23 protein-coding genes are annotated in these 27,000 nt (G+C 42.2%); 3 read left to right on the top strand and 20 right to left on the bottom strand.

Translation table 11 applies throughout. From position 1 onward, the window contains the following. Nucleotides 1-204: 204 nt before the first annotated feature. The 15 genes from glgB to ABE613_RS08610 all read right to left on the bottom strand — a co-directional run bounded on the left by glgB (nucleotide 205) and on the right by ABE613_RS08610 (nucleotide 20,896). Entirely contained in the window at nucleotides 205-2,115 is a 1,911-nt protein-coding gene (gene glgB / locus ABE613_RS08680) for a 1,4-alpha-glucan branching protein GlgB (protein ID WP_235232012.1), read from the bottom strand. 113 nt (nucleotides 2,116-2,228) lie between these two features. After that, the gene (locus ABE613_RS08675; RefSeq protein ID WP_347376203.1) at nucleotides 2,229-5,219 is read right to left on the bottom strand and encodes a hypothetical protein; all 2,991 of its coding nucleotides are present in this window, start codon (nucleotides 5,217-5,219) and stop codon (nucleotides 2,229-2,231) included. Between the two features lie 1,080 nt (nucleotides 5,220-6,299). Beyond that, complete coding sequence (locus tag ABE613_RS08670) at nucleotides 6,300-8,180, bottom strand: beta-propeller domain-containing protein (protein ID WP_347376167.1); 1,881 nt, start codon at nucleotides 8,178-8,180, stop codon at nucleotides 6,300-6,302. An 18-nt stretch (nucleotides 8,181-8,198) separates the two neighbouring features. Then, on the bottom strand, nucleotides 8,199-8,678 hold the full coding sequence (locus tag ABE613_RS08665) for an RNA polymerase sigma factor (RefSeq protein ID WP_235233647.1): 480 nt from the start codon (nucleotides 8,676-8,678) through the stop codon (nucleotides 8,199-8,201). Nucleotides 8,679-8,792: 114 nt separating this feature from the next. Beyond that, nucleotides 8,793-11,072 (bottom strand): hydratase, encoded by a 2,280-nt coding sequence (locus ABE613_RS08660; RefSeq protein WP_347376166.1) that lies wholly within the window; start codon nucleotides 11,070-11,072, stop codon nucleotides 8,793-8,795. Nucleotides 11,073-11,085: 13 nt separating this feature from the next. Then, nucleotides 11,086-12,171, bottom strand: a complete 1,086-nt coding sequence (locus tag ABE613_RS08655; RefSeq protein ID WP_235233638.1) for a PucR family transcriptional regulator — start codon at nucleotides 12,169-12,171, stop codon at nucleotides 11,086-11,088. Between the two features lie 131 nt (nucleotides 12,172-12,302). Then, nucleotides 12,303-13,415, bottom strand: coding sequence for an ABC transporter ATP-binding protein (locus ABE613_RS08650; protein WP_235233636.1), 1,113 nt, complete (start codon nucleotides 13,413-13,415; stop codon nucleotides 12,303-12,305). A 183-nt stretch (nucleotides 13,416-13,598) separates the two neighbouring features. Further along, nucleotides 13,599-14,435 carry a 16S rRNA (cytidine(1402)-2'-O)-methyltransferase gene (gene rsmI, locus ABE613_RS08645; RefSeq protein WP_235233634.1) on the bottom strand — a complete coding sequence of 279 codons (837 nt, stop codon included), beginning with the start codon at nucleotides 14,433-14,435 and terminating at the stop codon, nucleotides 13,599-13,601. A 2-nt stretch (nucleotides 14,436-14,437) separates the two neighbouring features. Then, nucleotides 14,438-15,178, bottom strand: coding sequence for a tRNA1(Val) (adenine(37)-N6)-methyltransferase (locus ABE613_RS08640; protein ID WP_235233632.1), 741 nt, complete (start codon nucleotides 15,176-15,178; stop codon nucleotides 14,438-14,440). Next, nucleotides 15,168-16,079 carry a PSP1 domain-containing protein gene (locus tag ABE613_RS08635; protein ID WP_347376165.1) on the bottom strand — a complete coding sequence of 304 codons (912 nt, stop codon included), beginning with the start codon at nucleotides 16,077-16,079 and terminating at the stop codon, nucleotides 15,168-15,170. Before ABE613_RS08635 ends, ABE613_RS08640 begins: the two co-directional genes overlap by 11 nt. 4 nt (nucleotides 16,080-16,083) lie before the next feature. Further along, entirely contained in the window at nucleotides 16,084-17,073 is a 990-nt protein-coding gene (holB, locus tag ABE613_RS08630; RefSeq protein ID WP_347376164.1) for a DNA polymerase III subunit delta', read from the bottom strand. Further along, entirely contained in the window at nucleotides 17,060-17,647 is a 588-nt protein-coding gene (locus tag ABE613_RS08625; protein ID WP_235233627.1) for a nucleoside/nucleotide kinase family protein, read from the bottom strand. The genes holB and ABE613_RS08625 overlap by 14 nt, the downstream gene beginning before the upstream one ends. Beyond that, nucleotides 17,640-19,070, bottom strand: coding sequence for an aminotransferase class I/II-fold pyridoxal phosphate-dependent enzyme (locus tag ABE613_RS08620; protein ID WP_347376163.1), 1,431 nt, complete (start codon nucleotides 19,068-19,070; stop codon nucleotides 17,640-17,642). Before ABE613_RS08620 ends, ABE613_RS08625 begins: the two co-directional genes overlap by 8 nt. Nucleotides 19,071-19,183: 113 nt before the next feature. Continuing rightward, complete coding sequence (locus ABE613_RS08615; RefSeq protein ID WP_347376162.1) at nucleotides 19,184-20,074, bottom strand: hypothetical protein; 891 nt, start codon at nucleotides 20,072-20,074, stop codon at nucleotides 19,184-19,186. Nucleotides 20,075-20,203: 129 nt separating this feature from the next. Next, the gene (locus ABE613_RS08610) at nucleotides 20,204-20,896 is read right to left on the bottom strand and encodes a 5'-methylthioadenosine/adenosylhomocysteine nucleosidase (RefSeq protein ID WP_235233623.1); all 693 of its coding nucleotides are present in this window, start codon (nucleotides 20,894-20,896) and stop codon (nucleotides 20,204-20,206) included. Between the two features lie 209 nt (nucleotides 20,897-21,105). Here ABE613_RS08610 and ABE613_RS08605 point away from each other — a divergent pair, with 209 nt between their 5' ends. Further along, entirely contained in the window at nucleotides 21,106-21,381 is a 276-nt protein-coding gene (locus tag ABE613_RS08605) for a TIGR03905 family TSCPD domain-containing protein (RefSeq protein ID WP_510182353.1), read from the top strand. Between the two features lie 351 nt (nucleotides 21,382-21,732). Here ABE613_RS08605 and ABE613_RS08600 read toward each other — a convergent pair whose 3' ends face one another. Both ABE613_RS08600 and ABE613_RS08595 read right to left on the bottom strand, forming a co-directional pair. Beyond that, nucleotides 21,733-22,215 carry a hypothetical protein gene (locus tag ABE613_RS08600; RefSeq protein WP_347376161.1) on the bottom strand — a complete coding sequence of 161 codons (483 nt, stop codon included), beginning with the start codon at nucleotides 22,213-22,215 and terminating at the stop codon, nucleotides 21,733-21,735. Between the two features lie 67 nt (nucleotides 22,216-22,282). Further along, a complete protein-coding gene (locus tag ABE613_RS08595) occupies nucleotides 22,283-23,143 on the bottom strand; it encodes a DUF4367 domain-containing protein (protein ID WP_347376160.1) in 861 nt (286 codons plus the stop codon). A gap of 210 nt (nucleotides 23,144-23,353) precedes the next feature. On the opposite strand from ABE613_RS08595, the gene murG reads away from it, so the two are divergent. Further along, nucleotides 23,354-24,421 carry an undecaprenyldiphospho-muramoylpentapeptide beta-N-acetylglucosaminyltransferase gene (gene murG / locus ABE613_RS08590; protein WP_347376159.1) on the top strand — a complete coding sequence of 356 codons (1,068 nt, stop codon included), beginning with the start codon at nucleotides 23,354-23,356 and terminating at the stop codon, nucleotides 24,419-24,421. 53 nt (nucleotides 24,422-24,474) lie between these two features. On the opposite strand, the gene ABE613_RS08585 is transcribed toward murG, so the two are convergent. Both ABE613_RS08585 and ABE613_RS08580 read right to left on the bottom strand, forming a co-directional pair. Further along, nucleotides 24,475-25,035 (bottom strand): RNA polymerase sigma factor, encoded by a 561-nt coding sequence (locus ABE613_RS08585; protein WP_347376158.1) that lies wholly within the window; start codon nucleotides 25,033-25,035, stop codon nucleotides 24,475-24,477. A gap of 23 nt (nucleotides 25,036-25,058) precedes the next feature. Next, on the bottom strand, nucleotides 25,059-25,466 hold the full coding sequence (locus ABE613_RS08580) for an HIT family protein (RefSeq protein ID WP_235233616.1): 408 nt from the start codon (nucleotides 25,464-25,466) through the stop codon (nucleotides 25,059-25,061). 86 nt (nucleotides 25,467-25,552) lie between these two features. On the opposite strand from ABE613_RS08580, the gene ABE613_RS08575 reads away from it, so the two are divergent. Further along, the gene (locus ABE613_RS08575; protein WP_347376157.1) at nucleotides 25,553-26,317 is read left to right on the top strand and encodes a sensor histidine kinase; all 765 of its coding nucleotides are present in this window, start codon (nucleotides 25,553-25,555) and stop codon (nucleotides 26,315-26,317) included. Here the strand turns inward: ABE613_RS08575 and ABE613_RS08570 are convergent. Then, nucleotides 26,246-26,860 (bottom strand): rhomboid family intramembrane serine protease, encoded by a 615-nt coding sequence (locus ABE613_RS08570; RefSeq protein WP_347376156.1) that lies wholly within the window; start codon nucleotides 26,858-26,860, stop codon nucleotides 26,246-26,248. The genes ABE613_RS08575 and ABE613_RS08570 overlap by 72 nt on opposite strands. Nucleotides 26,861-27,000: the final 140 nt, after the last annotated feature.

Raw genomic sequence — 27,000 nt, 5'->3', positions numbered from 1 at the left:
CGCGAAGATCTGGCCTCAAGCCAGATCTAAGAAGGCTGCTGAGCCTCGAAATCATCAAGATTTCGGGGTGAATCAGCCTGGTCACAAAATATCTGCTCCTTTTCCTGTTATGGCTTCTCAGCGAAGGACTCCGCAATGCCAACCATCCCATTCATCCTTGCGCCGTACACTCTCAATTACCAACTCACTCATCTAAATTCCCACTTAAAACTCAAATATAGCAACTCCATATGCTGGCAATTTATATTCGAAGGAATATGGTCTTCCATCGCATTCTTCCTTCTTAGCCTTATAAACAAGTGGTCTTTCTTCTCCTTTTCCACCATATTTCGGATCATCACTATTCATGATCAGCTTATACTGTTTCTTTCTCGGTACACCAACACGATAATCTTCTCTCTCCACTGGTGTAAAGTTACATACGAACAGGAGGTTCTTTTTATTTCCTTTGGAATGTCTGATAAAGCTGAAGATACTTCTGTCAGCATCGTCTGCGTTGACCCACTCGAAGCCATCCCAGCTGTCATCCTGCTCATACATTGCTTTATTCTTCTTATACAGATGAAGCAGATCTCTTACCCAGTTTTGCATCTGCAGATGTTCCTCTTCTGCCAGAAGATACCAGTCTAACTCTCGTTCTTCACTCCACTCACGAAGCTGGGCAAATTCCTGTCCCATGAACAGAAGCTTCTTTCCGGCATGTCCCATCATAAAGGCATACCCGACTTTTAGATTCGCATATTTGTCGAACCCAAGGCCCGGCATCTTGTTCAGCATAGAACACTTCAAGTGAACAACTTCATCATGTGATAATACCAGAATAAAGTTCTCGCTATGTGCATAACTCATAGCAAATGTCATCTGATTGTGATTATATTTTCTGAAGTATGGATCCAGTTTCATATATTCTATAAAATCATGCATCCATCCCATATTCCATTTCAGGCTGAAACCAAGGCCATCGTCTTCAACATCTCCGGTAACCTTCGGCCAAGCTGTAGATTCCTCTGCAATCATTAATGCACCTGGATTACGTTTTTTTACAATGGAATTCAGATGTTTGAAGAAATCAATTGCTTCAAGATTCTGATTTCCGCCATATTTATTAGAAATCCACTGACCAGTCTGTTTTCCATAGTCAAGATAAAGCATGGATGCAACCGCATCTACTCGCAGACCATCTACATGGAAATATTCAATCCAGAACAAAGCATTAGAAATCAAAAAGTTACGCACTTCATTTTTTCCATAATCAAAAATCTTGGTTCCCCAATCTGGATGTTCTCCCTTTTTTGGATCTGCATATTCATATGTAGGGGTTCCATCAAAATTAGCCAATCCGTGTATATCTCTCGGGAAATGAGCCGGTACCCAGTCCAGGATAACTCCGATTTTATTCTTATGAAGATAATTAATCATCCACGCGAAATCTTCTGGTGTTCCATAACGAGAAGTCGGTGCAAAGTATCCCGTCACCTGATATCCCCAGGAACCGTCAAACGGATGTTCCGCAATTCCCATCAATTCAACGTGAGTATATCCCATATCTTTTACGTACTTTACAATTTCCTTTGCAAACTCACGATAATTATAGAATCCCGTACCTTCCGTTCCAAGATGCCGCTTCCAGGAACCAATATGTACTTCATAGATAGACATTGGTTCTTTCATATGATTCCACTGTTCACGCTTCTCCATCCAGACAGAATCTGTCCACTTAAGCTGGGAAATATCCGTCACTCTTGATGCTGTACCCGGTCTTAGCTCTGCATAATTCGCATATGGATCAGACTTAAAAACATATTCTCCTGTATATGTCTCCACACAGTACTTATATAAAGCTCCCTCTTCAACACCCGGAATAAAACATGTGTATATTCCCAATGGTTCTTCCCTCTCCATTGGATTAGCTTCCATGCTCCACTCATTGAAATCGCCCACTACAGACACAGAACGCGCATGCGGTGCCCATACTGCAAAATATACGCCCTCTTTTTTCCCTTTTTTCACTCTATGAGCTCCCATTTTTTTGTAAATCTCATAGTGTGTTCCCTGTCCAAAAAGGTACTGGTCCAGTTCGCCGATTTCATATGGTTTTTTCTTTTTCTCTGCCATATAACTATCCCTCACATTCTGTTGCGATATATTATTATTATACTTTAGACCACCATAAAAAGAAAGGGTTTTGGCAAATCTTACTCACCAAAACCCTACTTTTTATTCATCTCTTATATTTTGAAATCTTCCTCTTTCAAAATAATTCTGTCAGACTCATCTGTACTTCTTCCAAACACTCTTCTTGCCAAATGCTTTACATTTGCCTTCTGAGAATGTTCAATTGCTTCATCCATGATTTCCTTAACCTCTGCAACAGATACCGCATGATCTTCTCTCTGCATCACATCAATTCTGCTGTATAATGCAAGAATTCCCATTTCATCCAGCTTATAACCATTCTCCTTCGCATATGTCTGTCCAAACGTTACCAATTCATCATTTATAAATACCGGAAGTTCCAGTCTTGAAGTAAACTTCTTCTTAAAATCTGGATTGGCTGTCATCAGACGCTCCAGTGGTTTTCTCTGATCTTCCAGCACAAAAAGAAGTTCTCCTGTCTTCTTTTCCATCAGATAATTTAACTCTTTAATTGTTCTGGAATTCAGTTTGCCTGCCTTTTCGATAATAATTGCACCACCACGAAGCTTCTGAATAATATTCGTCAATTCCTTCTTATTCAATGATTCTCCTGTTACAATCGCTACCTTTCCTTGCTTCAGGTTCCTCTGCTTCTGAATTGCCTTTACAATATCTACTGCAAGTACCGTCTTACCAGAACCTTTACGTCCGATTACCAGAAGGTTTCCTGTCTTTGAGGTTCCTTCTCTCTGTGCTCTCCGGTCATTATCAAGAACTTCCACGATCTGTTCACTCATTCCTCTTACCGGAACAAAATAAGAGAACAATTTTTTCTGTTCTTCGGTAAGTCCAGCTTTTAGACCAATCTCACTAGTTGCGCTCAGATCATAACGTCCGGTCACAACAAATCCTGTATCAAACGGAACTCCACCGCCTTTTGACTTTTTAATTCTTTTCTGAATCTCTTCTTCAGATGGCTCCTCAATTTCAAGAGTCTCTGTTACCGGTTCAGGCTCTGCCTTTTCAAGTTCCTCCTCTTCGAAATCTTCCTCCTCAAAGTCTTCTTCCTCAAGTTCTTCTTCCTCAAGTTCTTCTTCCTCGAAGTCATCTTCCTCAAAGTCTTCCTCGCCGAAATCTTCCTCCTCAAAGTCTTCTTCTCCAAAGTCTTCTTCTTCGAAATCTTCCTCTCCGAAGTCTTCTTCCTCAAAATCTTCCTCTGCAAAGTCTTCTTCTCCGAAATCTTCCCCGAAGTCTTCCTCGTCAAAGTCTTCTTCTTCGAAATCCTCTTCTCCAAAGTCTTCCTCGTCAAAGTCTTCTTCAAACTCCTCTGCAAAGTCTTCTTCGAAATCGCCGATAAAATCTTCTATATCAAAATCTTCTTCCTGATCTTCTACTTCCTCTGTTTCAAAGGTATCTTCCAGCGCATCGGCCTCGAAATTATCTTCTTCTACATCATTCTCCATTTCTTCCATCAATTTTACAATATCATCTGGAATTCTCTGTGTCTTTCCCTGAATGATCGTATCTGCTTCCTCAGCTGCTTTTTTAGCTGCTTCTTCCTCCGCTGCTTTTTTAGCTGCTTCTTCCTCTGCTGCTTTTCTGGCCGCCTCTTCCGCTGCCTTTCTGGCTGCTTCTTCCTCCGCTGCTTTTCTGGCCGCCTCTTCCGCCGCTTTTCTAGCTGCTTCTTCTTCCGCCGCTTTTCTGGCTGCCTCTTCGGCTGCTTTTCTGGCTGCTTCTTCTTCCGCTGCTTTTCTAGCTGCTTCTTCTTCCGCCGCTTTTCTGGCTGCCTCTTCGGCTGCTTTTCTGGCTGCCTCTTCGGCTGCTTTTCTGGCTGCTTCTTCCTCGGCTGCCTTTCTAGCTGCCTCCTCGGCTGCTTTTCTGGCTGCTTCTTCTTCGGCTGCCTTTCTAGCCGCCTCCTCAGCTGCCTTTCTAGCCGCTTCTTCCTCGGCTGCTTTTCGGGCTGCTTCTTCTTCCGCCGCTTTTCGGGCCGCCTCAGCTGCCTTTCTCTCTACTTCTAAGCGTTCTGCTTCTTTTCGACGTTCTGCCGCTTCCCGCTCTTTTCTAATTCTCTCGCGGTCTTCCTGCTTCTTCTTTTCGATTACTTCTGCATTCGCCTTCTGCTTTGCTTCCCACTCCTGAAGGATTTCTTCAATGCGCATCTGTCCAGTAACTCTTAACGCTTCCTCTTTCTCCTTCATTGCTTTCTCTTCTATATTGATTCCACTGGCGATTGCCACTCCCGTTGCAAGTGCTTCTTGCAAAGTTGCACCCTTTACAACTCTCGTAATTGCAGAATGCTTTTCTGGCTTTTCTTCTGGAATCTCTTCTTCCATTACTTCCGGCAATTCTTCTGCGACATCAATTCCATTCTGCTTCAATTCTCTTGCAACGTCCTGAACTTTTTCCTCTTCAGCCGCCTCTGCTTCACGGATAATTTCTGCCATAGGCGTTTTTGCCTGTTCCGGCTTCTTTTCTTCTGTCTTCTCAGACTCTTCTTTCTTTGGTGCGCCTGGGCGAGCATCGTATTTTTCCTTCTGAAGCGGGGTCAATGGCTTATACTTCATCTTCAATTCCATTGCCTGATAGACATACTTTCCTTCGCTAAACCACAGAATCAAGTCATCACATTCTTCCAGACATTCTGCAGTCATTCCCGCCTCATGATATAATTTTGCCAACTCGTATGCCCATTTTTCAACATACTCCGCCTTTTTAAAATCTTCCATGGCATGAATCTGTTCTTCTAATGGTGCTCCCTGTGCTCTCAGAATCTTGTATTTCAAAATATACTGATTTGGATCTTTTGGTGCAAGTTTTACAAATTCTTCATAACAATCTGATGCTTCTTCAAAATCTTCTATCTTTAACGCCAGATTACCGAGTCGGTATACAATCTTTCTGCTTCCCGGAGCGCGATCAAATGCAACAAATAGTATATCTCGGCTCTTCTGGAATTCTCCGTTATATTCATAGATCTCACTTACCATATTCAGCATAGACACATTCTTAACTCTGCGCCAGTCAATGGTATCTGCAATCTCCATAGCTTTCTTATATTGTTTTTTATCCATGTATTCGAGCATCTGCTCTGTCTTTACCCGATATTCATATTTATCCAAATTTCTCACCTCAAATAATTGTCAAAATAGTATATTTACTTACTTATATTTATATAAGTTTATCATATGGTTATAATAATGTCAAAATGTACAAAGAAAATTGTTAAAGATATATTACAAAAGTTACAACTTTATAACCTTATATTTCCATAAAAAAAATAGCCATTAGAACCTTTTGATTATAATGGCTATTTTATATTAAATTTTATCATATACTTTTATATTAATCGGAGGGTTATCTTTTGATTCGATGTTCCCTTTTGCCTTTTTTATTTTATACTTATAACTCAAAGTCCAAGATTACTATACTCTTTTTATTAACGATTATATTCTAATCTTCGATACCATTATTCATATCCCTCAAATCTATATAACCAGATTCCTTAGCTATTTATACCTATAACCGTTCCTATTATAGCCAGTGCCCTTATTATTTGTCTATAATCATATTAAGTTATTTCTTCTATAACATTCCAGTTAATATAGTTTACGAATACATCTGATATATTAGGTAATGTTTCTTTACACATCTTCTAATATCTTTGAACTATTATGTGGTATTATCCTCAATATGTCTGCAAATATAATCTATATTATTTCCGGTTTTTCTTCTCCGACTCTTTTTATTATTATAATTACCGGCTATTCTCTATCCTCTATGGTTAAGGCTTATTCTCTGGGAACTTTCATTTGCCATACCACTAACATATTGACTTGTAAATTCGAAATTGTCCAATGGATTAAGCCTCCTTTAACTTATATTTCCAATTTTGTTATACCTCACCGACATATGAACTATAACTATCTTCATCCATTTCCCTTCTAAAAACATCTCATATAGAATTATTTATATGGGACATCCTTCACTTTTGATTCCCTTTCTCGTCAGGAATTCTTTTGGTTAATTTGGATTTCCTTTGGATTGATTATATAATAGCACTTGAGATCATATTTGTCAACACTATTTTTATATTTTCTTTTTATTAATTTATAATTTGATTCATTTGTATAAATTTTCAGATTTTTATTATTTTTTCGTTATATTTACAAAATTAAGTCGTCTGTTTTCTGGTAGTCCTTCAAACTATAGGATTCTATAATATTGCCCTGTACAACGTACAATGTATCGTCTATGTAGACGCCTCTGACGCTTCGCAGTCCATTCCCGTTGATTTCTTCTTCCATATTGCAGACAAAGCCACTCTCTTCATCGTATGCAAAGAGGTAGTATTTTTCTCCTCCCTGTGCATCACCGGAGAATCCAATGATATTGCGCCCATAATCAATGAGTACTGCCTTGTAATCATAAGAAACGTCTGTACTGTATACATTTTCCAGGACATACGTATCCTTCTTTTTGACATCTGAAGGGTCCGAGATATCGAACATTGACAGCTTGACACCATCGGTCGTCATTGTCTCTTCATCTACGTTCATACCAATTCCAAGCAGCTGATCTTCTCCGTAAAAATGCAGATAATCCGAGAATCCTGGGATCTTCAGCGAACCAATAATCTCTGGATGCTCCGGGTCTGACAGATCAACACTGAACAGAGGATCTGTCTCACGGAACGTTACGAAGTAACCAGTATCTCCCAGAAATCTGGCGGAATATACCCTCTCATCTTCAGCCAGTCCTGTAATGGAACCGACAATTTCCAGTTCTTGATCCAGAATATATACGGAATTCGTCTCACCTTCGGTGGTTACCACTCGCAGATAGCCTTTATATTCATCGATCGAAAATGAATCATTGAGATATCCCTCAAACTGTCCCTGTGCTTCTGCTGTCAGCATTCCATTCTTATAAGATACCTTTCGGACGGTTGTCACATCATTACTTGAATACCTCCATTCGGTCTCATAGAAATAAATATTTTCATTGCTGACATATATATCTCCACCCTTGGAAAATAGTGCTTTACTGTCTGTGACCTCAGAAGGATGTTCAAGATTGACCGCTGTAATCACTTCATACATATATGCCTGAGAGATTTGTGGCAGATAGATATCCTTTTCCTCTATGAGTTTACCATTTACCATCGGTATATAAGTCTCTGGTTCTTCTTTTCTCGCCTGATCTTCCAGATAGTAATCACTGAACAGATATAGATATCCATCCGACATACGAGAGGAATGATAGCTGCCACTTTGGGTAACTGTACCTTGTATCTGTGGTTTTTGCGGATTCTGGATATCATAGGTAATGACCTTGACAGCCTCCATATTGAGACCACTGTGACTGCACACTGCCACTAATTTCTTCTGTTCTTCTGCCAGATAGAATTCGTAGATATAGTCTTCTTCCACGGATATAGAAGATACTTTTTCCATATTCCCGCTGGCAGTGTCAACAATTGCTATCTCTTGTTCATTATCTTCCAGGATATACAGGTATCTTCCATCTATCTTTACAACATCTCCTTCATCGACACCCTCTTGTCTTACATTCGTCTGAGAATAATCGCCAGTTGACGCAGCATAGTCAGAAACTGCACTTTTCGAATCGGCCGCGGATCCATTCGATCCATTTGTCAGAAAATTGCCCCCATCTAAGGCATACTCTTCCGTAATGCCGCCTCTCTCCATTGTGGATTCTTCCTGGTACGCTTCAATATAACGATATACCTGTTCATAATCTTCTGCAGTGGCAATGGTCTTACTGTCATTGATAACATTATCCGATGGCGTTGTCACCGTCTGTTGTTCCTGCCGGGAACCTGCCAATTGCCACACCGCTATCCCTGCCACGATCACCACACACGCAGCTGCCAGGGCACCCATCCGATACACTCGTATTCTTTTCTTCGGTTTCTTTTCTTCCAGCATCCGATGAATCCGATCCGGCCCAAGATTCTCTGGAATCTCGATATTCTCCGTCTGCTTCTGAATCTTATCTAATATCTCCTTTTCTCTTCTATCCATACAGCTGCCTCCCTTGACTCATCTTAATACACATTCCATCTTCTGCAGTGCACGTCGTCTTTTCGACCGCACAGTATTAGAATTTAAGCTCAACATTTTCCCAATCTCTTTACTGTTATATCCGCCAAAGACCGATAAACCTATAACGATCTGCTCTTCTTCTTCCAATACGAAAAATGCCCGCCTGATATCTACCGACAGACCTATGTCTTTTTCCTCAACGGAGAAAGATTCATATGTATCTTCCCATGAACACAGCGCCTCTTTTGTTGCATTTTTCAATTTCTTCTTGCAGATATTGGACAGAATCGTGAACATCCAACTTTTAAACGCATCGGCATTCCGTAGTTTTCGGACATTCTCGTAGGCAGCAATCACTGCCTCACTGACTGCATCTTCCGCTTCATGCTGGTTCTTCATGATACACAAAGCAAATCGATACAGATCCTTATAGACTGTCTCATACATCTGCGCAAATGTATTCGCATCACACTTCATATCTTTTCCTCCCTGCAAGATATATGGGTACTGGTACATATTAGAGTCAAAAATAGGGGTAACTGTTGCGGGGACGCAGAAAAAAACTGCGTCCCCGTGTATGTTTTCTTTTATTTAACCTTTGTAGTAGTTGATCAGGCATCCTTTTAAGATAATTTCTCTTTCGTTGTCTGTCATATCTCCGAGCTTAAGATCAATTTCTTTCAATCCTTCGCCAACCACGTATGCTTTGATGTCGGTTGCTTTTTCTTCGATTGCTTTTTTGATCTCTGGAACGAATATGTAATCGCCGTTTTTGAAGCTTAAGTTCTCATGATTTTCTTCTGTAATGAATGGAAGCATGCCCCAGTTGATCAGGTTCGAGCGATATCTCTTAGTTGCGTATTCATTTGCAATATTGGCCCAGCCGCCAAGCACTTTCTGGCAGGATGCCGCCTGTTCTCTTGCGGAACCATCTCCTGGTTTTACTGCAAATATGGTACTTCCGATTCCAAGATTACCCTTTCCGGCTTCCGGGTAAGTTTCCTGCACTTTTGCCATGACTGGTTTTAATTCATCCAGTACTTCCAGAGGACACTGTCCGGCTTCGATTGCCTTTTCAGCTTTCTGCACTTCCTTTGCACGTCCAACATATGCCGGATCTTTTCTGGAGAGTGCGAATTCTGCCAGTCCCAACGGATTAGAACGATAAGAGGAAGTCTCACCAGAAGGAATCAACTCATCGGTTGTGGTAACCGGATCATGAATCTCAGATACAACTTTTAACAACAGATTCTCCGGAAGTGGTGCCATTGCCGGCCAGTCTTTGATGTTTGGACCAAACTTAATCTCAACGGAAGGATCTGCAACTCCCTTACTGTCAAATACACGATTTGCATAGATATTCTTGTCAAAATGATAGGTACGACCTTTGTATTCCACATCCATCGCCGTAGCAGGAGTCAGGAATCCTTTGTTTGCTGCCGTTGCCGCAATAGAACGTGCATCCATAAGTGCAACAGATGCAATCTGTCCACTCTGCAGCTTAGAGCCTTCACGATTCGGGAAGTTTCTTGTAGAGTGGCGGATAGAGAATGCGTTATTAGCAGGTGTATCTCCTGCGCCGAAGCAAGGTCCGCAGAATGCTGTCTTCACGATCGTTCCTGCCTCCATAAGATCCGCAACTGCACCATTCTTCACTAATTCCATATAGATTGGGGTACTTGCCGGATATACACTGAAGGTAAATTCATCCGATCCGATATAATGTCCCTTAATGATGTCTGCTGCCGCACAGATATTTTCAAATCCACCACCTGCACATCCTGCGATGATTCCCTGATCTACATATAATTTTCCATCAACGATCTTATTCTGTAAGCTATAATCAACTGCTCCGTCCAGACTTACCAGTGCTTTCTGCTCTACATCATGAAGGATATCCTTCAGGTTCGCATTAACTTCATCAATTGTATATACGTTTGACGGATGGAATGGCATAGCGATCATTGGCTTGATCTCACTCAAGTTCACATAGACCATACCATCGTAGTAGGTCACTGCTCCCGGATTCAGTTCCTTATATTCTTCTACTCTTCCATGAATATCGTAGAATTCCTTAATCTTCTCATCCGTCTTCCAGATAGAGGACAGACAGGTTGTCTCTGTAGTCATAACATCAATTCCAATACGGAAGTCAGCACTCAGCTTCTCAACTCCAGGACCTACGAACTCCATAACTTTGTTATTCACATATCCATTTGCAAATGTTGCACCAATGATTGCCAGTGCGACATCCTGCGGACCAACGCCCTTCATCGGTTCTCCATCCAGATAGATTCCTACGACCTGTGGCATCTTAATATCATAAGTCTTATTCAGCAGCTGTTTTACCAGCTCCGGTCCACCTTCGCCCATTGCCATCGTACCAAGTGCACCATAACGCGTATGACTGTCAGATCCCAGTATCATCTTACCGCCGCCAGCCAGCATCTCTCGTGCGAACTGATGGATAACTGCCTGATGAGGTGGTACATAGATTCCACCGTATTTCTTTGCACAAGTAAGCCCAAACATATGATCATCTTCATTGATCGTTCCGCCCACTGCGCAGAGAGAATTATGGCAGTTCGTCAGGACATAAGGAATCGGGAATTTTTCCAGGCCGGATGCTCTTGCCGTCTGAATGATTCCAACAAATGTAATATCATGAGAGGTTAATTTATCAAATTTAATCTGTAATCTTTCCATATTACCAGAAGTATTATGCTCCTCAAGGATATGGTATGCCATCGTATTCTTCGCAGCCTCAGCCGGTGACAATTCCTGTCCTGTCTTTGCCTTTACTTCTTCTGCATGTTCCACAATCTCAGTGCCGTTTAACAGATAGACTCCATTTTCGTATAATTTCACCATGTACTATCTCCTCCTAATTATTTATGTATTTCATGTGGTCTGCTACCATCATGGCTATCTTAAACGTCAAAGCATCGTCAAATACCCTGACATCTAACCCTGTTTTCTTCTGGATCTTCTCCAGACGGTACACCAGCGTATTGCGATGTACATATAACTGTCTGGCAGTCTCTGATATGTTCAGATTGTTATCAAAAAATGTGTAGACCGTCGTCAGTTCTTCTTCTTCAAATTGATCTGCGACATTTCCCTGGAATACTTCCTCCAGAAACATCTCGCACAGAGATGATGGAAGCTGATGAATCAGCCGTCCAATTCCAAGTTCATTATATGCCAGAATATTCTTATCGGAATAGAATACTCTTCCAACTTCCAATGCCATATCCGCCTCTTTGTATGACTTGGACACGTCTTTCAGCTCTTCGATGATCGTTCCATAAGAAACTCTTACGCTTACCATTGCTTCCATATTCAGCGTATCTACCAGCTCTCTGGCAATCTGCGCAAGCTTCTGGTAATCATCCGTCTTCTCCAATGCTCTTACAAGAATTACATGCTTTTCATCCACTGCCGTTACAAAATCCTTTGTGCCCGTAGCGTATAATCCCTTTAACGTCTCAAGAATCAGGTTCTCCCCTTCATTCTTCGCCTCTATCAGGAACACGGTCCTTCGCAGTTCTACCGGGATCTTCATCTTTTTCGCCTGATTATACACATCGACCAACAACAGATTATCCAGAATCAGATTCTGGATAAAACGATTCTTATCCATTCGTTCTTTGTAAGCAAACAGCAGATTCTCCAGTTGGCTGACTCCCATTCTGCCTGCCATTTCCAGCTGTGGAGAATCTCCTTTTAAAACGAATACATAACAAGGATCTTCATCTTCATATGCCAAGAACATTCCTACATCTTCGCTGACTTTCTTCTCGTTCTCCTGTGCCGACTTACAAAACTCTGAGACATCTGCATCAAGACTTATCATTTTTTCATTTGTCATTACAAGGCAGATTCCCTTCATGTCCCACACAGCGCATTCTAATCCGGTAATCCGCTTCACATCCTGTACGGTTTTATGTAATATTTGATTTGATAACAATGGATATCCTCCTATTCTGTAGCATACATGTTTATTTTACCATAGGATAGAAATCATGTCTAATACTTTACTTCAATACAGCAAAGAAGAGGCCAGGCACCCGAAAGTGTCTGACCTCATTGTTATTATTCCTAGTTTGTAATTGTCTGCTCTGTCTCTTTGTCGAATACGTGGATCTTGTCAGCATCAAGAGCAAATTTAACAACATCACCTGTTCTTGCTGTTGTCTTAGGCTCAACTCTTGCTGTCATGCTAGATCCTTCATAATCGAAGTACAAAAATACTTCAGCACCAAGCATCTCGTATACACGAATCTTAGCTTCGATAACTGTATCTGGAGATTTTGCAAGGAATTCCGGCTCATCATGTACATCTTCTGGACGAATACCAAGAACAACTGTCTTTCCATCGTATCCGCCATCGATAAGTTTTTTAGCTTTTGCTGCTGGCAATTTAATCTCAGAAGGTCCTGCGATCAGAGATACTTCGCTGCCATTTACTTTACATACAGCATCTACGAAGTTCATCTGTGGAGATCCGATGAATCCTGCTACGAACAGGTTGCACGGACGATCATACAGTGTCTGTGGTGTATCTACCTGCTGAACGATACCAGCGTTCATAACTACGATTCTTGTACCAAGTGTCATAGCTTCTGTCTGGTCATGTGTTACGTAGATGATTGTTGTACCTAATCTCTGATGCAATTTAGAGATCTCGATACGCATCTGTCCACGAAGTTTTGCATCCAAGTTAGAAAGAGGCTCATCCATAAGGAATACCTTAGGATTACGTACGATAGCACGTCCCATAGCAACACGCTGTCTCTGTCCACCTGACAAAGCCTTTGGCTTACGATCCAACAATGCTTCCAGGTCAAGAATCTTAGCAGCTTCACGAACCATCTTATCAATCTCATCCTTTGGTACTTTTCTTAACTTCAGACCAAATGCCATGTTATCATATACTGTCATATGTGGATACAGAGCGTAGTTCTGGAATACCATTGCGATATCTCTGTCCTTAGGCTCTACATCGTTAACGATCTTGTCCCCAATCTTTAATTCTCCGGAAGAGATCTCTTCCAGACCAGCGATCATACGAAGTGTTGTTGATTTACCACATCCTGAAGGTCCTACGAAGATGATAAATTCTTTATCTTCAATTTCAAGATTGAAATCTTTTACTGCTTCAAATCCGTTTGGATATGTTTTGTTAATGTGTTTTAATGATAAACTTGCCATTTTAATCTTCCTCCTAAATCATTCTGCCATACCGACATTATTTCTTACGCTTTTTTTGCTCTGTTCAAAGTATATAAAAAAAGTTCAACTTCGGCTATGCCCAAGTTGAACAATTTTTTCAGGGTTTTCTATACAAGTTGACGAATGCTTCTTATTACTTGATTATCACTTTACAGCGGCGCATTATAACAGTGCTTTGTAGACGTCCCGCTTCCCGATTCCCCGGTCTTTTGCAACGCGTTTCATGGCCTCTTTTCGATCGATCCCCTGGCTCTCATAATACTCCATGTGTTCTTCGATAGTCATCTCTTCCCAGTGTGCCTGTTCTTCTGCCCGGATCTCGTCGCGGCTCTTTCCTTCTATCACCATCACACATTCGCCTTTTGGCTCATGATTATTATAATATGCAAGTGCTTCTTCCATCGTTGCAGCGAATACCGTCTCATGCTTCTTGGTAAGCTCCCGGCAGATACTGATCTTACGATTGCCAATCGTATCATACAGAAGCTGTAACGTTTTCACCAGACGATGCGGCGCTTCATATAAGACAATCGTCCGCGTCTCTTCCTTCAGCTCATCCAGCACTGCCTGACGTTCCTTTTTATCAGCCGGAAGAAATGCCTCGAATGCAAATCTTCTTGTAGACAATCCAGATATCGTAAGTGCTGTAATACAAGCTGCTGCCCCAGGAATTGCAGTCACCACAATTCCCGCCTCCTGGCACATCTTCACCAGTTCTTCTCCCGGATCTGAGATTCCCGGAGTTCCAGCATCCGTGATCAATGCAATATCTTCTCCGTTCAGCAGATGTTCTACCAGCTTATGTCCCTTTTCTATCTTATTGTACTCATGATAGCTGGTCATCGGCGTTTTGATCTCAAAATGATTCAAAAGCTTGATACTGTTGCGGGTATCCTCTGCTGCGATCAAGTCCACCTCTTTCAGAATCCGGATGCATCGAAATGTCATATCCTCCAGATTGCCGATGGGGGTGGCACACAAGTATAATGTTCCTGGCATTGTTATTTCCTCCTATATATCTCCAGAAGTTCTTCCGTATATTCTCCATCTTTCCGATACACGATAAGTGGCGGCTCCACCTGCATTCGTGGTCTTCCACCCCGCAGTCCTTCCAGAAGTACCATGTTCGGCTCTTTATCAATGTGGGGATAGACCAGCCGCATCCGCTTTGGCTCAATTCCATATGCTGACATCTTGGCAAGTATCTCCGGCAGCCGAAATGGCCGGTGCACCATATAAAACCGCCCTTTCGGCTTTAACAATCTTGCGCTTTCCCTCAAAATATCATCCAGCGTACACAATGCCTCATGCCGTGCAATGTACAATGCTTCATTTTCATTTTTCAGACCGTGCTCTCCGATCATATAAGGAGGGTTGGTCGTAATGACATGAAAGGAAGCTGCCCCAAAGATTCCGGACGCTTCCTTAATATCTCCCGTTACAATATCAATCTTATCTTCCAGCCCATTATGGCTCACACTCCGGCGCGCCATGTCTGCACTTTCTTCTTGAATTTCCAGTCCCGTATAATGTTCTCCCTCATTCTTGGCTTCCAGAAGAATCGGCAGAATTCCTGTGCCTGTTCCCAGGTCTAGTGCAAGTTCTCTCTTCCTGACCTTTGCATAAGACGACAGCAACACCGCATCCATCCCGAAGCAGAATCGTCCGGGACTCTGGATGATCTCATATCCTTTAATCTGAAGATCGTCCAGACGCTCTTCGGGCTTTAAATTATTCATCATCTAATTTGGACACTCCATTCTTTTCTTCCAGTGCTTTCAGTTCCGCCATCTCTTCCTTGGTCAGCTTCACGTCCTTCTTCTTACGTTTTGGCTTGAACCTCAGTTCCGATGCTTTATATTCACGGATCTCTTTCTCATCATTATCCAGTGTTACGATTACCTTGACCAGCTGACGCAGCACATTGACAGACTGTACGTCACCTTTTAACCCTTCCGGTGTTGTCACATGATCACCATTGTTCGGAAGATGGCTGTTCAGCTCTTCGTATGTCTCTTCCTCATTGGTCAGGCAGCACATCAGTCTTCCACATACACCAGATATCTTACTTGGATTCAATGACAGATTCTGTTCCTTTGCCATCTTGATGGATACCGGCGCAAATTCCGTCAGATACGTGTGACAGCACAGTGGACGGCCACAAATTCCGATTCCTCCGCGAATCTTCGTCTCATCCCTCACACCAATCTGCCGTAATTCGATTCTGGTCCGGAATACGCTCGCCAGATCCTTTACCAATTCACGGAAATCAATTCTTCCGTCTGCAGTAAAGTAGAAAAGCACTTTGTTATTGTCAAATGTATATTCCGCATCAATCAGCTTCATTTCCAATCCATGCTTACGGATCTTCTCCAGACAGATCTCAAAAGCCTCTTTTTCTTTTTCACGATTCTTTTCTTCCTTACGGATATCGTCTTTGGTCGCTATGCGGATCACCGGTTTCAGTGGCTGTGTAACCTTGTCATCTTCTACATCCTTCGGACCACTCACAACAGATCCAAACTCCACACCGCGCGCCGTCTCTACGATTACTTTATCACCCGTCTTGATCTCATATTTCCCCGGCGCAAAGAAATAGATCTTTCCTGCCGGACGGAATCTTACTCCAATCACTCTTGTCATATTATTAATTCTCCTTTATCGTCAGGAACAAAAGCTCCATTACCAGATCGAAGTTTACATTCGCCTTCAATCTGGCTTTGGCCTTCTCAAGGCTCTCCAGAATTAACTGGATACCCTCATAAGAGCTCTTTTTGGCCTGTTCTTTGATATAATTTATCTGATCTTTAAATACGACCTTGTCGATATCTTTGGTCGCTTTATACAGCAAGATATCCCGGTACCATATCATAATGATATCCAGATAATCTGTAATTTCTAACTTATACTTCGTAATCCGGCTGACTGCCTGTACGATCTCACTCAATTCCATCTCGTGAATGTATTTCAGCAACTGAATTGCCTCATCACGAATCTCATTAAAATGTTCTGAGTTCGCCAGCATGATTGCACGTCCCATATTGCCCTGGGCAAATGCAGTACAGATCTCTGCTTTATAATCTGGGATCTCCATGGTCTCCATCAAATACTTCTTAATTAACGTATCTTTGATATAGCGAAGTTTCAGCATAACGCATCTGGAGGTAATGGTCGGAAGCAAAGTCTCTGCATTCTCCGTCAACAGCATGATCACGGCATACTTCGGCGGCTCCTCAATCGTCTTCAGAAGTGCATTCTGCGCCTGTGGCGTCATTATATCTGCATGATCGATAATATATATTTTGTAAGGCCCCTGATAAGGCTTTATCATAATCGTGTTATTGATTTGTTCCCGGATATCATCGACACTGATAGAATTCGGCTTTTCATGTGTGACTCTGATAATATCCGGATGATTGCCGCTCTCTGCCTGCCTGCAGGAATGGCACTCATTACAGGGATCAGGTCCACCCTTCTCACACAAAAGTGTTGTCGCGAAAAGATTCGCCAGCAGCTTCTTCCCTGAGCCTCGTGCTCCATTCATAATATATGCATGAGACACCTGATCTTCTCTTATTGCATTCCCTATATATTTGATAATATCTTTGTGGCCAACCACATCTTTAAAGCTTCCCATATCGTATTTCCCCTATAATCTCTTCTAAGCATTGTGTTCTGTCTTGATTGACGAACCTTCTGGTAATTCCAAGGTTCGCAAGGTTCTCTTCTGAAAAATCTTTGGTATCCGCAAGGAATCTCCTACACAATTCCGCGTATCTGGGAACTTCCTGCTCCCTCTCACGCTTCAGGGCACGCATCAGACGCTCCCCGTCTTCTACTTCTATATATATAGGCACCAGATTCGACGCTCCATAATATGTTCTCATCTTATCGTATGATTCCAATGTGCCGATCACCAGATAATTCTCGTGATCCAGATCCACCTGTCCGTCATCGATCGTCGCATACTTCCAGATTCCATGCACGGTATGATATGCCCGCATCTCGATAATCTTGCCCTGGCTCTCATATGCATTTAACGTATCCTCTGACACGAAAAAGTATTCTACACCATTGTGCTCTCCTTCACGAATCGGCCGTGTTGTGTAGAGCGTTATGGTCTTCAGTTCCGGCATTGCCTGCTTCACTTCCTTAAACAGCGTGTCCTTGCCGGAGGAACTCTTTCCCATCATATAATATATCTTACCCATGCATCCATACCTCTATGTACTGCTCTTTTTTCAATCCTTCTATGGTAAAATCCAGATCCTGATACCATTGTAACATATCTGCCGCCTCTTGTGATATCTTTTCTCCCGGTACTACCAACGGACATCCCGGCGGATAGAGATATGCATACTCCATTGCCACATGACCAACGCTTTCCTGCCATGGCAATGATCTGATCATCCCTTCTTCCGAAAAAAGCTCTACCTCAGCGCCTGAACAGATAATCTGGGCCCTTGGAAGACTGGACTGTACCGGAATCTGGAACACTTCTGAGATTCCATGTTCTCTCATTCGCCGGTCCACCTTCTCATCTATCTCTTCCAGCGCCGCAATCAGGCGATTCATCCCTTCTTCCGTATCTCCAATGGATGTCATCGCCAAGATATAAGTGCCTGCTGCCATCTCCATCTGCAGATGATATTCTTCCAGCAGAATATGCGAAAGCAGCCTGCTGGTAAGGTCCGTATCCTTCACAGATATAATCAGCTTCGACCGATCAAAATGTTCTGTCTGAATCAGCTTCAGTCTTCGAAATCCCGATAATCGCATCCGCATATACTCTAACCTCTCCACATAAGGTGCAAAACATTCTTCTGCCTTATGCTCCAACATCTCAACACAAGCGTCTATGCTTGCCATCAACACATAAGACGGACTGCTGGTCTGCAGCATATCCAGATACTTCTTCACCTTTCTTCGATCCACAAGATCTCCGTTCACATGTAAGAGCGCCGTCTGTGTCAATGACGGAAGCGTCTTATGAAGGCTGTGAATGACCAGATCTGCCCCCTTAGTATTGGAGTTCTCTGGGAAATAAGGATGAAAGCCAAAATGCGCTCCATGGGCTTCATCAACAATGATCGGAATGCCTTTTTCATGGACCGCTTCTGCTATTGCTTCCACATCCGATACCACTCCATCATACGTCGGCGATACTATGACCACAGCACGTATCTTGGGATTCTTCTCCAAAGCTGTCCGGACATCTTCTGCGGAAATCTCTGTATTCAACTGAGCCTCTGAATCAAAAGCCGGATATAGATATACCGGATTCAATTCATTCATATCTATCGCATGATACACAGACTTGTGGCAATTTCTTGCCACAAGTATGGTATCTCCCTTCTGAGTCACACCGAATATAGCACTCAGGATTCCCACCGTACTTCCATTGATAAGGAAATGCGTCTCATCCGCATGATAGATTCTTGCCGCACGCTCCTGTGCATCCCTCAGGATTCCATCTGCGTGGTGCAGATCATCGAATCCGTCAATCTCGGTGATGTCAATCGAATAAGGAGAAGTATCTCCCAACAGATCCATCTGCCTCTTGTGTCCTGGCATATGGAAACCATAATAATCCGAATGACTATATTCTCTCAATCTGTCATATATTGTACGCATTATAATCTCTGTCTCCAACAGCAGCCTTCCATATCGTAAATGTATTTCAGTGCTGTCAAGCTTTCATCTCTTAAAAGTATATGTTATCATTCTATCAAATCAGTAAAGTTTAATCAAGCCATAAACTCCTCCAGAATCTGGCGTATCAGAACATCCTTCTCCACTTCGTCCAACTTGCCTTTCCTTGATTCCTTGTCTCTGGAAGCTGTCTGCATCTGTGATGCTGCCTGAGGAATACTCTGTGGAGGTGTCTGCGTCATTGTCTGTGGTGTTGCCTGCGGTGTGATCTGTGAGACTTTCTGTGGCGCTGGCTGAGGTGACGGCTGCGGCATCTCTTCTGGTCTTGGTGTTACAACTCTGGGAGCGGAAGGACTTGATATCTCCTGACCTGCCCCTGAATCTGGCGTCTCATTTTTCTCTTCCGGCATTACGCCAAATTCCATAGATGGCCCCTCCTGTGCCATGACCTTGATCTCCTTCTGATACGACTTCTCATAACGGTGAAGACATACATTTTCCAGATAATCTACCATATAATTCTGCACTGCTTCCAACTGATATCTTTCATCCGTTATCAGATGCACCAGATAGACCAAAATTGCAAGACCCGCTCCTGTTGCTCCTGTTCTCAGCACCATATCTCCCATTCCGTTCATAAGATATTCCAGCAACGCTCCGCCGGCTCCGAGCACCAGACACAGTCCGGCAGTTATATTCTCCATCCTTCTCCATCCATGAAGCTTCATCCCCAGCACCCGGTACTCGTACAGATACTTGTCCACAAATACCCTGACATTCTCCACTTTGTCGCTGACCATACACGCGTGTTCAAACTTGGCGCGCACCAGGCGCATGAGCGGATGGGTGCTTTTGTTCATATTCCCCGCTGCGCGCACCAGACGTTTCAAAGTGACATTGGCGATACATTTACTCACGATCCCTAAGACTGTCAGGATTCCCATAAGCACGAATAATACGTGCCCGTCCAATATGATTTCTAACATAATAAAGCCCTCCTTTGTCTAGCATTATAGCTGAATTTCCAAAGGAGAGCTCAAAAACCGTTCTACAGATTCCGCACCTCCCCGAGGGAGAATCTGTCAGATTCACAGGATTCTTGTACAGGATCCATTCTACAACATTGGCAGCAATTCCTTCATAAGCCTTACGCTGTGGGCAATTGCCTTGCGTTCAAATGCCGGATAATCCATGGTCGCACTGTTGTCGGCTTTGTCCGAAATGGCACGGATTATGACATACGAAACTTTGTTCAGGTAAGCGGCATGAGCGATCCCAGCTCCTTCCATCTCCACGCACAGCGGATGAAAATTCTCCACGATTCTTTCTTTCACTTCCTGCGAAGAGATGAACTGATCTCCGCTTGCGATTCTTCCGGTAAATGTATGGATATCCGGATTCGCCTTTTCATTGGCACGGACTGCTTTTTGAACCAACGTCTCATCCGCCGGAAATGCCAATGTATCCATTCGCGGCACCTGTCCCACAGGATCACCAAATACCGTGGCATCCATATCATGATGCAGGGCATCTGTAGAGATGACCATATCCCCAATATCAATCTTCGCATCCAGAGATCCCGCAATTCCAGTATTGATCAGTGTATCCGCCTGGAATCTGTCCACCAGAATCTGCGCACAGATTCCTGCATTAACCTTGCCGATTCCACTTCTCACTACCACTACCTCTTTGCCGCATAACGTTCCCTTGCAGAACACCATAGATGCCTGCTCGATCGTCTCCTGTACCTCCATATCATCCTTCAATGCTGCGACTTCTTCTTCCATTGCTCCGATAATTCCTATCATATATCCGACATCCTCCTTAATAAACTTATCCATTGATTCATCTCAGGATATGCCCAAGATGTTCTCTACATCACAATCATACATCTGTGCTATGCTCTATTATAACGGATGGAAAATAGGATTTCAACTTATGACTGATTCATGATCTTTTTATAAAAGATACGGAAAAATTATAGAATTTGCCCGGATTCTTTGCTATAATCCGATATATCGAAACACAAAGGAGGCAAATACGCATGGATTATAGACCACATGGTGTCTGTTCCCAGCTGATCCGAGTAGAACTGGACGGAGACATCATTAAGAATGTAGAATTTGTTGGTGGATGTGCTGGAAATACTACCGGAATCTCCAGCCTGGTAAAAGGCATGAATGTTCACGATGCCATCTCTCGTATGGAAGGCATTACCTGCGGAAGCAAGGCAACATCCTGCCCTGACCAGCTCTCCAAGGCACTTCGCATGGCACTCGCGAATAATAATTAGGATGGGAACGAGATTTCTTATAACATGGGAAAAGGATACGAAGCCTAGCATGTAGCCTCGTATCCTTTCTTTTTTTGTTTTTCGTTCTTTTTTTGGCCGGAGAGATTGTGGGAAGCACCGTCTGCGACGACTTTAACCCGTCTCGTGGGTCTTACGGTTTCTCAATGTAAGGTTGAAATTAAATTAATAGTTTTCATTCCTTTAAATCGCACCGCAAACGGCGCTTCCCACAATCTCCCCGACTGGCGCAACATAATTTTTTTAATTGGCTTTTGTTTTTGTTTCTTTTTTTGTTTTTCTGTCAGTTAATAAATTTTTTCCCTCTTGTTCAGATCCCCATCTGAAAGATTCCTATGGTTCTTCAATGTAGATTCCATCGGTGAATGAACTACTCATATCGCTATTAGCAGCATGCGTACATCTTACTCGATAGTAATAACCGCCTTCGACATCTAAAGAGCGATTTGAAGCTACTCGATCCATATTCAAGTTTTCTTTATACCATCCATCATAATAAGTCCATTCTGTATCACCTTCCTGTGCACGTTCAATGAGAACTGACACCTGAACGCTTTCTACAGTATGGGATGCAATAGTCGTACCACCTGCATACAGTTCTCCAGGTCCTAACCGGACACATTTGGAATAACCTGTAAGTAAATCATCTCCTCTGGTAATCTTCGTATCATAACCGATAGACTCCTCATCATGAGTCAAATACGAACCATCCAAAATTAGATCATCTGAACTCGCTTTGACATTAGTTGTTGAAATTAATAGCATGTTTGTCACTAACAACAATGCAAAGCACACAGACATAATTCTCTTTTCCATTTTTCACCTCCTCCATATAATTTTACCCTCATATTTATAAACACATATCTCTAAAAAAACTAACGCATTATTTAACAAAAAACAAATTATTTACAACAATATCAAAAGACATCCTATCCATTGTTCCAACCAAAAAATATTCTAATCCTTTATATTTGAAACTTGCTGAATATTTTTCCTTATTACTTTTTTCTATTCGGTATTCTTTAATTTCTACTTCACATCCACTTACTATTTTTTTTGACGAATCAATAATCTTATCTTCTACATCGACACCCCACGAAGCATCTTTGTATGATGCATTTATCAAATAAACTACATTTTCACCATTGTATTCATAATATAATTCTGCAGTTTGAAGTGTCTCATCAAAATCCATTCTTTTAAAATGCAGGTTTTCCTCTCTCTGAGTTATTTTAACCGGTTCAACACCAAATTCTTCTCTTATTTTTTCATACGCTTCCTCTTCGTTCTCTTCCACCATTGTCATGCTATCCTCCCCCGAGGTAACCTTCTCAACTTCCCTGTCTCCAACCGCCTGTTTCAGCATCCGCACTATTCTCTCGGGTCCACCAATACTGGTGATTCCCACGGCCATCACCAGTATCAGCACTGCTGCCAGGCCAAAGTACATCTTAAACCGCTTTTTCTTATGCACCACTTTGGCTTCTGTCTTCTCCTGTTCTTCTTCTGCCATGATCTTTCGTCCCAGTTCCAGTGCTTTCCGGTCTTCTTCCGATAACTGAGCATATACTTTTTCTTTTTTCATCTCTTCGATCTGCTGATCAATCTTCGCGCGCAGAGACTCTTTCGTTCCTTCGGGTACTTCTATCGTATCATCCGCCTGGATGTCGTTTTCTTCTTCTTTGGCAAGCCTGTCGTATTCATTTTTTATGATTTGTTCCAGTTGATCCTTACTTTCCTTCATTGTAATACTCCTTGTCAGATTTTCTTTGAATGATTACAGTGAGTTGCAATGTGAACAGTCCACCCCGCGCATCTGAAAAACGCATCAGAACTGTCACGATACGTGTTCGAAATCTTTTTCTTTCTCTTGACCAATCCCCACGTAAACGTATAATATAATTATAGCATATATCGTATGAATATTACGTAATATTGAGATTGGGAGGTCATTATGAAACGCATTATCTTAACTGGCGGTGGCACTGCAGGACATGTCACACCGAACATTGCCCTCTTGCCACGGCTGAAAGAATTACAATATGATATCCACTATATCGGTTCTTACAACGGCATCGAAAAAGAACTGATCGAGCAGTTCGGAATTCCATATCATGGAATCTCTTCTGGAAAACTGCGCCGTTATTTCAGTGTTCAGAATTTTACCGATCCGTTCCGTGTGATTAAGGGTCTGGGAGAAGCCAGGAAGCTGGTCAAGATCTTACAGCCAGATGTCATCTTCTCCAAGGGCGGCTTTGTCTCCGTTCCTGTCGTACTTGCCGGTAAGAGTCAGCATGTACCGACCATTATTCATGAGTCTGATATGACTCCGGGTCTTGCAAATAAGATATCCTTGCCTTCAGCAACAAAGGTATGCTGCAATTTCCCTGAGACGCTGGAACATCTTCCAGAAGGGAAGGCTGTACTGACAGGTTCTCCTATCCGTCAGGAATTATTGTCCGGTGACAAATTCAAGGCAAGAGAATTCTTAGGCTTCACTTCTGACAAGCCGGTGATCATGGTCGTTGGCGGAAGTCTTGGTTCTGTTGCAGTCAATGAAGCTGTCCGCGGCATCCTTCCAGAGCTTTTGAAGGATTTTCAGGTCGTACACCTCTGCGGCAAAGGAAAGATTGATGACTCTTTGAAGAATCTGGATGGATACGCTCAGTTTGAATATATCAAAGATGAGCTCAAGGATCTCTTTGCACTGACAGATATCGTAATATCCCGTGCAGGAGCTAATGCAATCTGCGAACTTCTTGCACTTCACAAACCGAATCTTTTGATTCCGCTTTCTGCAAATGCAAGCCGTGGTGACCAGATTCTCAATGCCCGTTCTTTTGAACGCCAGGGATATAGTGTTGTTCTGAAAGAAGAGGAACTGAATAAACAAGTCCTTCTCGATTCTATTCTTCGCTTATATGAGAATCGTGAATCCTACATAGATGCTATGAAGAATTCACCTCAGCAGAATTCTATCGATACCATTATTGATCTGATTGAAGCCGCAGCAAATAAATAACTTGCCGTCCTATATCATACACAGAAAACAGGTGTCATAATCGGCACCTGTTTTTATGCATTATTCAAGTGGTCATATTCTTCTTCAAAATTCTTTTTAATCCATTGTCTTGCACGATATAACATACTGTGCAGCACTTCTAATGTTACTCCCATATTTTCCGCCACTTCTTTTTGTGGCTTTTCTAATACATAAGTAATTGTAATCGCATCATACCACCTTAGATTCTTTTTATATAATGCCGCAAATATATCTTCTTTCAGCTTCATGAATTCACGTTCTTTCATTTTTCTGAAAAATGTATCTTCTGGGTTTTCACAGGATTCTGATAGTATCTTCTCCTCATCTTCATCCATCTCTTCTACCAGATACTCCCGCGCCATATCTCTTTTGTAGTTCAATGCCATGTATTTCGCTGTCAAAAGCAGCCAAGATCTGGCGGCATTGATATTGATATGATCCATATTCATATATAATTTCAGAAAGACTTTCTGCGTAATCTCTTCTGCAGTATGATGATTTCTAGAGTATTTCATGACTGCCTTATATACAATATCGTAATTATCGTTGTAAATTACATCGAAGGCAGTCTTTCCTATTGATTCAACTCCCACTTGTTCATCCTTCGCTTCCAAAATTATTTTATCTTAGATAAGATATCCTCTTTATCTTCGTCTGTCAGTTCTCCCATCTTCCAGCCAAGACCGACATTATCATCTTTATATCTTGGAATCATATGCAGATGGAAATGGAACACAGTCTGGCCTGCTGCCTCTCCATTATTCTGTACAATATTGTATCCATCGCATCCAAGGATATCTGTGAGCCTGGTAATCATCTTTTTCGCAAGAACCAACACCTTGGCTGCCACCTCATCATCCAACTCATAGAGATTCGCATAATGTTCTTTTGGAAGAATCAAGGCGTGTCCTTTTGCTGCCGGACTTGCATCCAGAATCACTCGAAAGTCCTCATCCTCATAAAGTGTAGATGTTGGAATCTCTCCATTTGCAAGTTTGCAAAATATGCAATTTTCATCTTTCATATTCTCATCCTTCTTTCCTAAAAATAATAATTGATTATTTTATCCGCCGATGCTAAACTGGTACTTCAGAAAGGGCGGTAATTACTATGTTTTCAGCGACAGACTACGACAAATTACAACAGATTATGAAAGAAAGTCCGGAGAAAAATGAGCTTCTCACCAGACTATTAGAATCTCATCGGATGGAAATCAGCACCATCAGTCACGAAATCCGTAATCCATTGACACTCGTCTATAGTACCTTGCAATTAATCGAGACTCAACATCCTGAAGTAACATCCTTCCGCCACTGGGCAGAGATGCATCAGGATATTGAATATATGAAGCAACTATTGGAAGAGTTATCTTCTTATAACAATGGCGAACGCCTGCATCTGTCATCTGTAGATACTGAGAGCTTCTTCCAGACAATATCCTTATCCTTTGCCGCTTCGCTTCTTGATACAGATATTGAATTTACCTCCAGAATCTCTCCTGAACTTCCTGAGACAATGTTAGACCCTACCAAGATCAAGCAGATCATTCTAAATCTCCTGGGCAATGCTAGAGATGCTGTTCTGGCTCGAACAGACAATATGCATCCTTCGATTTCTATGGATGTTGCGTTGGAAGACAGCCATATTCTTATCTCCGTCTCTGACACCGGATGCGGAATCTCTTCCGAGGACATGAGCTCTATCTTCGAACCTTTCGTAACTCATAAGAGAACCGGCACTGGACTTGGTCTTGCCGTTGCACAGCGGATTGTACATGCACATCACGGAAGCATCTGTGCCACATCAACGGTAGGAATAGGCTCTACTTTTACGATTACGCTTCCAGTACAGCAGGATACTCAGCAGGAATCCTGATAACAGCCCGCCAATATGCGCCATATTATCTACACCCGTACTTGTGAATCCATAATATAGGCTAAGAATAATCATAAATATAATTCCTTTGCCTGAGATATCGCCGATTCTCCCGCGATTGCGAATCGCTACATATAACAGTGCACCGATCAGTCCAAAGATTGCGCCGGAAGCACCTGCAGACACAGCATATTCACCCGTCTGAATATCCCACCATGCGGACAGGATATTTCCGCCCAATCCACTCAGGATATAGATAAGCAGGAACTTGATCTTTCCTATCTCAATTTCAAGATTCCACCCGATCAGAACCAGCGTCACCATATTGTTCAGCAGATGATCGAATCCAAAATGAAGAAACATACTGGTGAACAGCCGGTAATATTCTCCTTGTGCGATCATCAGTGGGACATACATTGCTCCATGCTTCAACATGAATGCTCCGTCTTCTGTCATTCCCTGAAAGGAAAGCACAAAAAATACAATCACATTGATTGCTGCTATTAAGATTGTACACGGAGCTTTCTTCACATTTTTTCCCATTATCACGCATCACTTTCTGGTAGCTTCTTCCATTTCTTTTGTTAAGTATAGCATAATTTCTTTGAGATAGTAACCAGTAACACTTTATTTCTTTTATCGAATGCTATTATTATGTATATATTATGTCATAATAATAGTAG

It is taken from the genome of Dorea chungnamensis (genome assembly GCF_039832125.1).
In the GTDB taxonomy this organism is placed as follows: domain Bacteria; phylum Bacillota; class Clostridia; order Lachnospirales; family Lachnospiraceae; genus JAFBIX01.
Note: the sequence above shows the minus strand (reverse complement) of the source record. Positions and strands in the feature narration are given on the sequence as shown.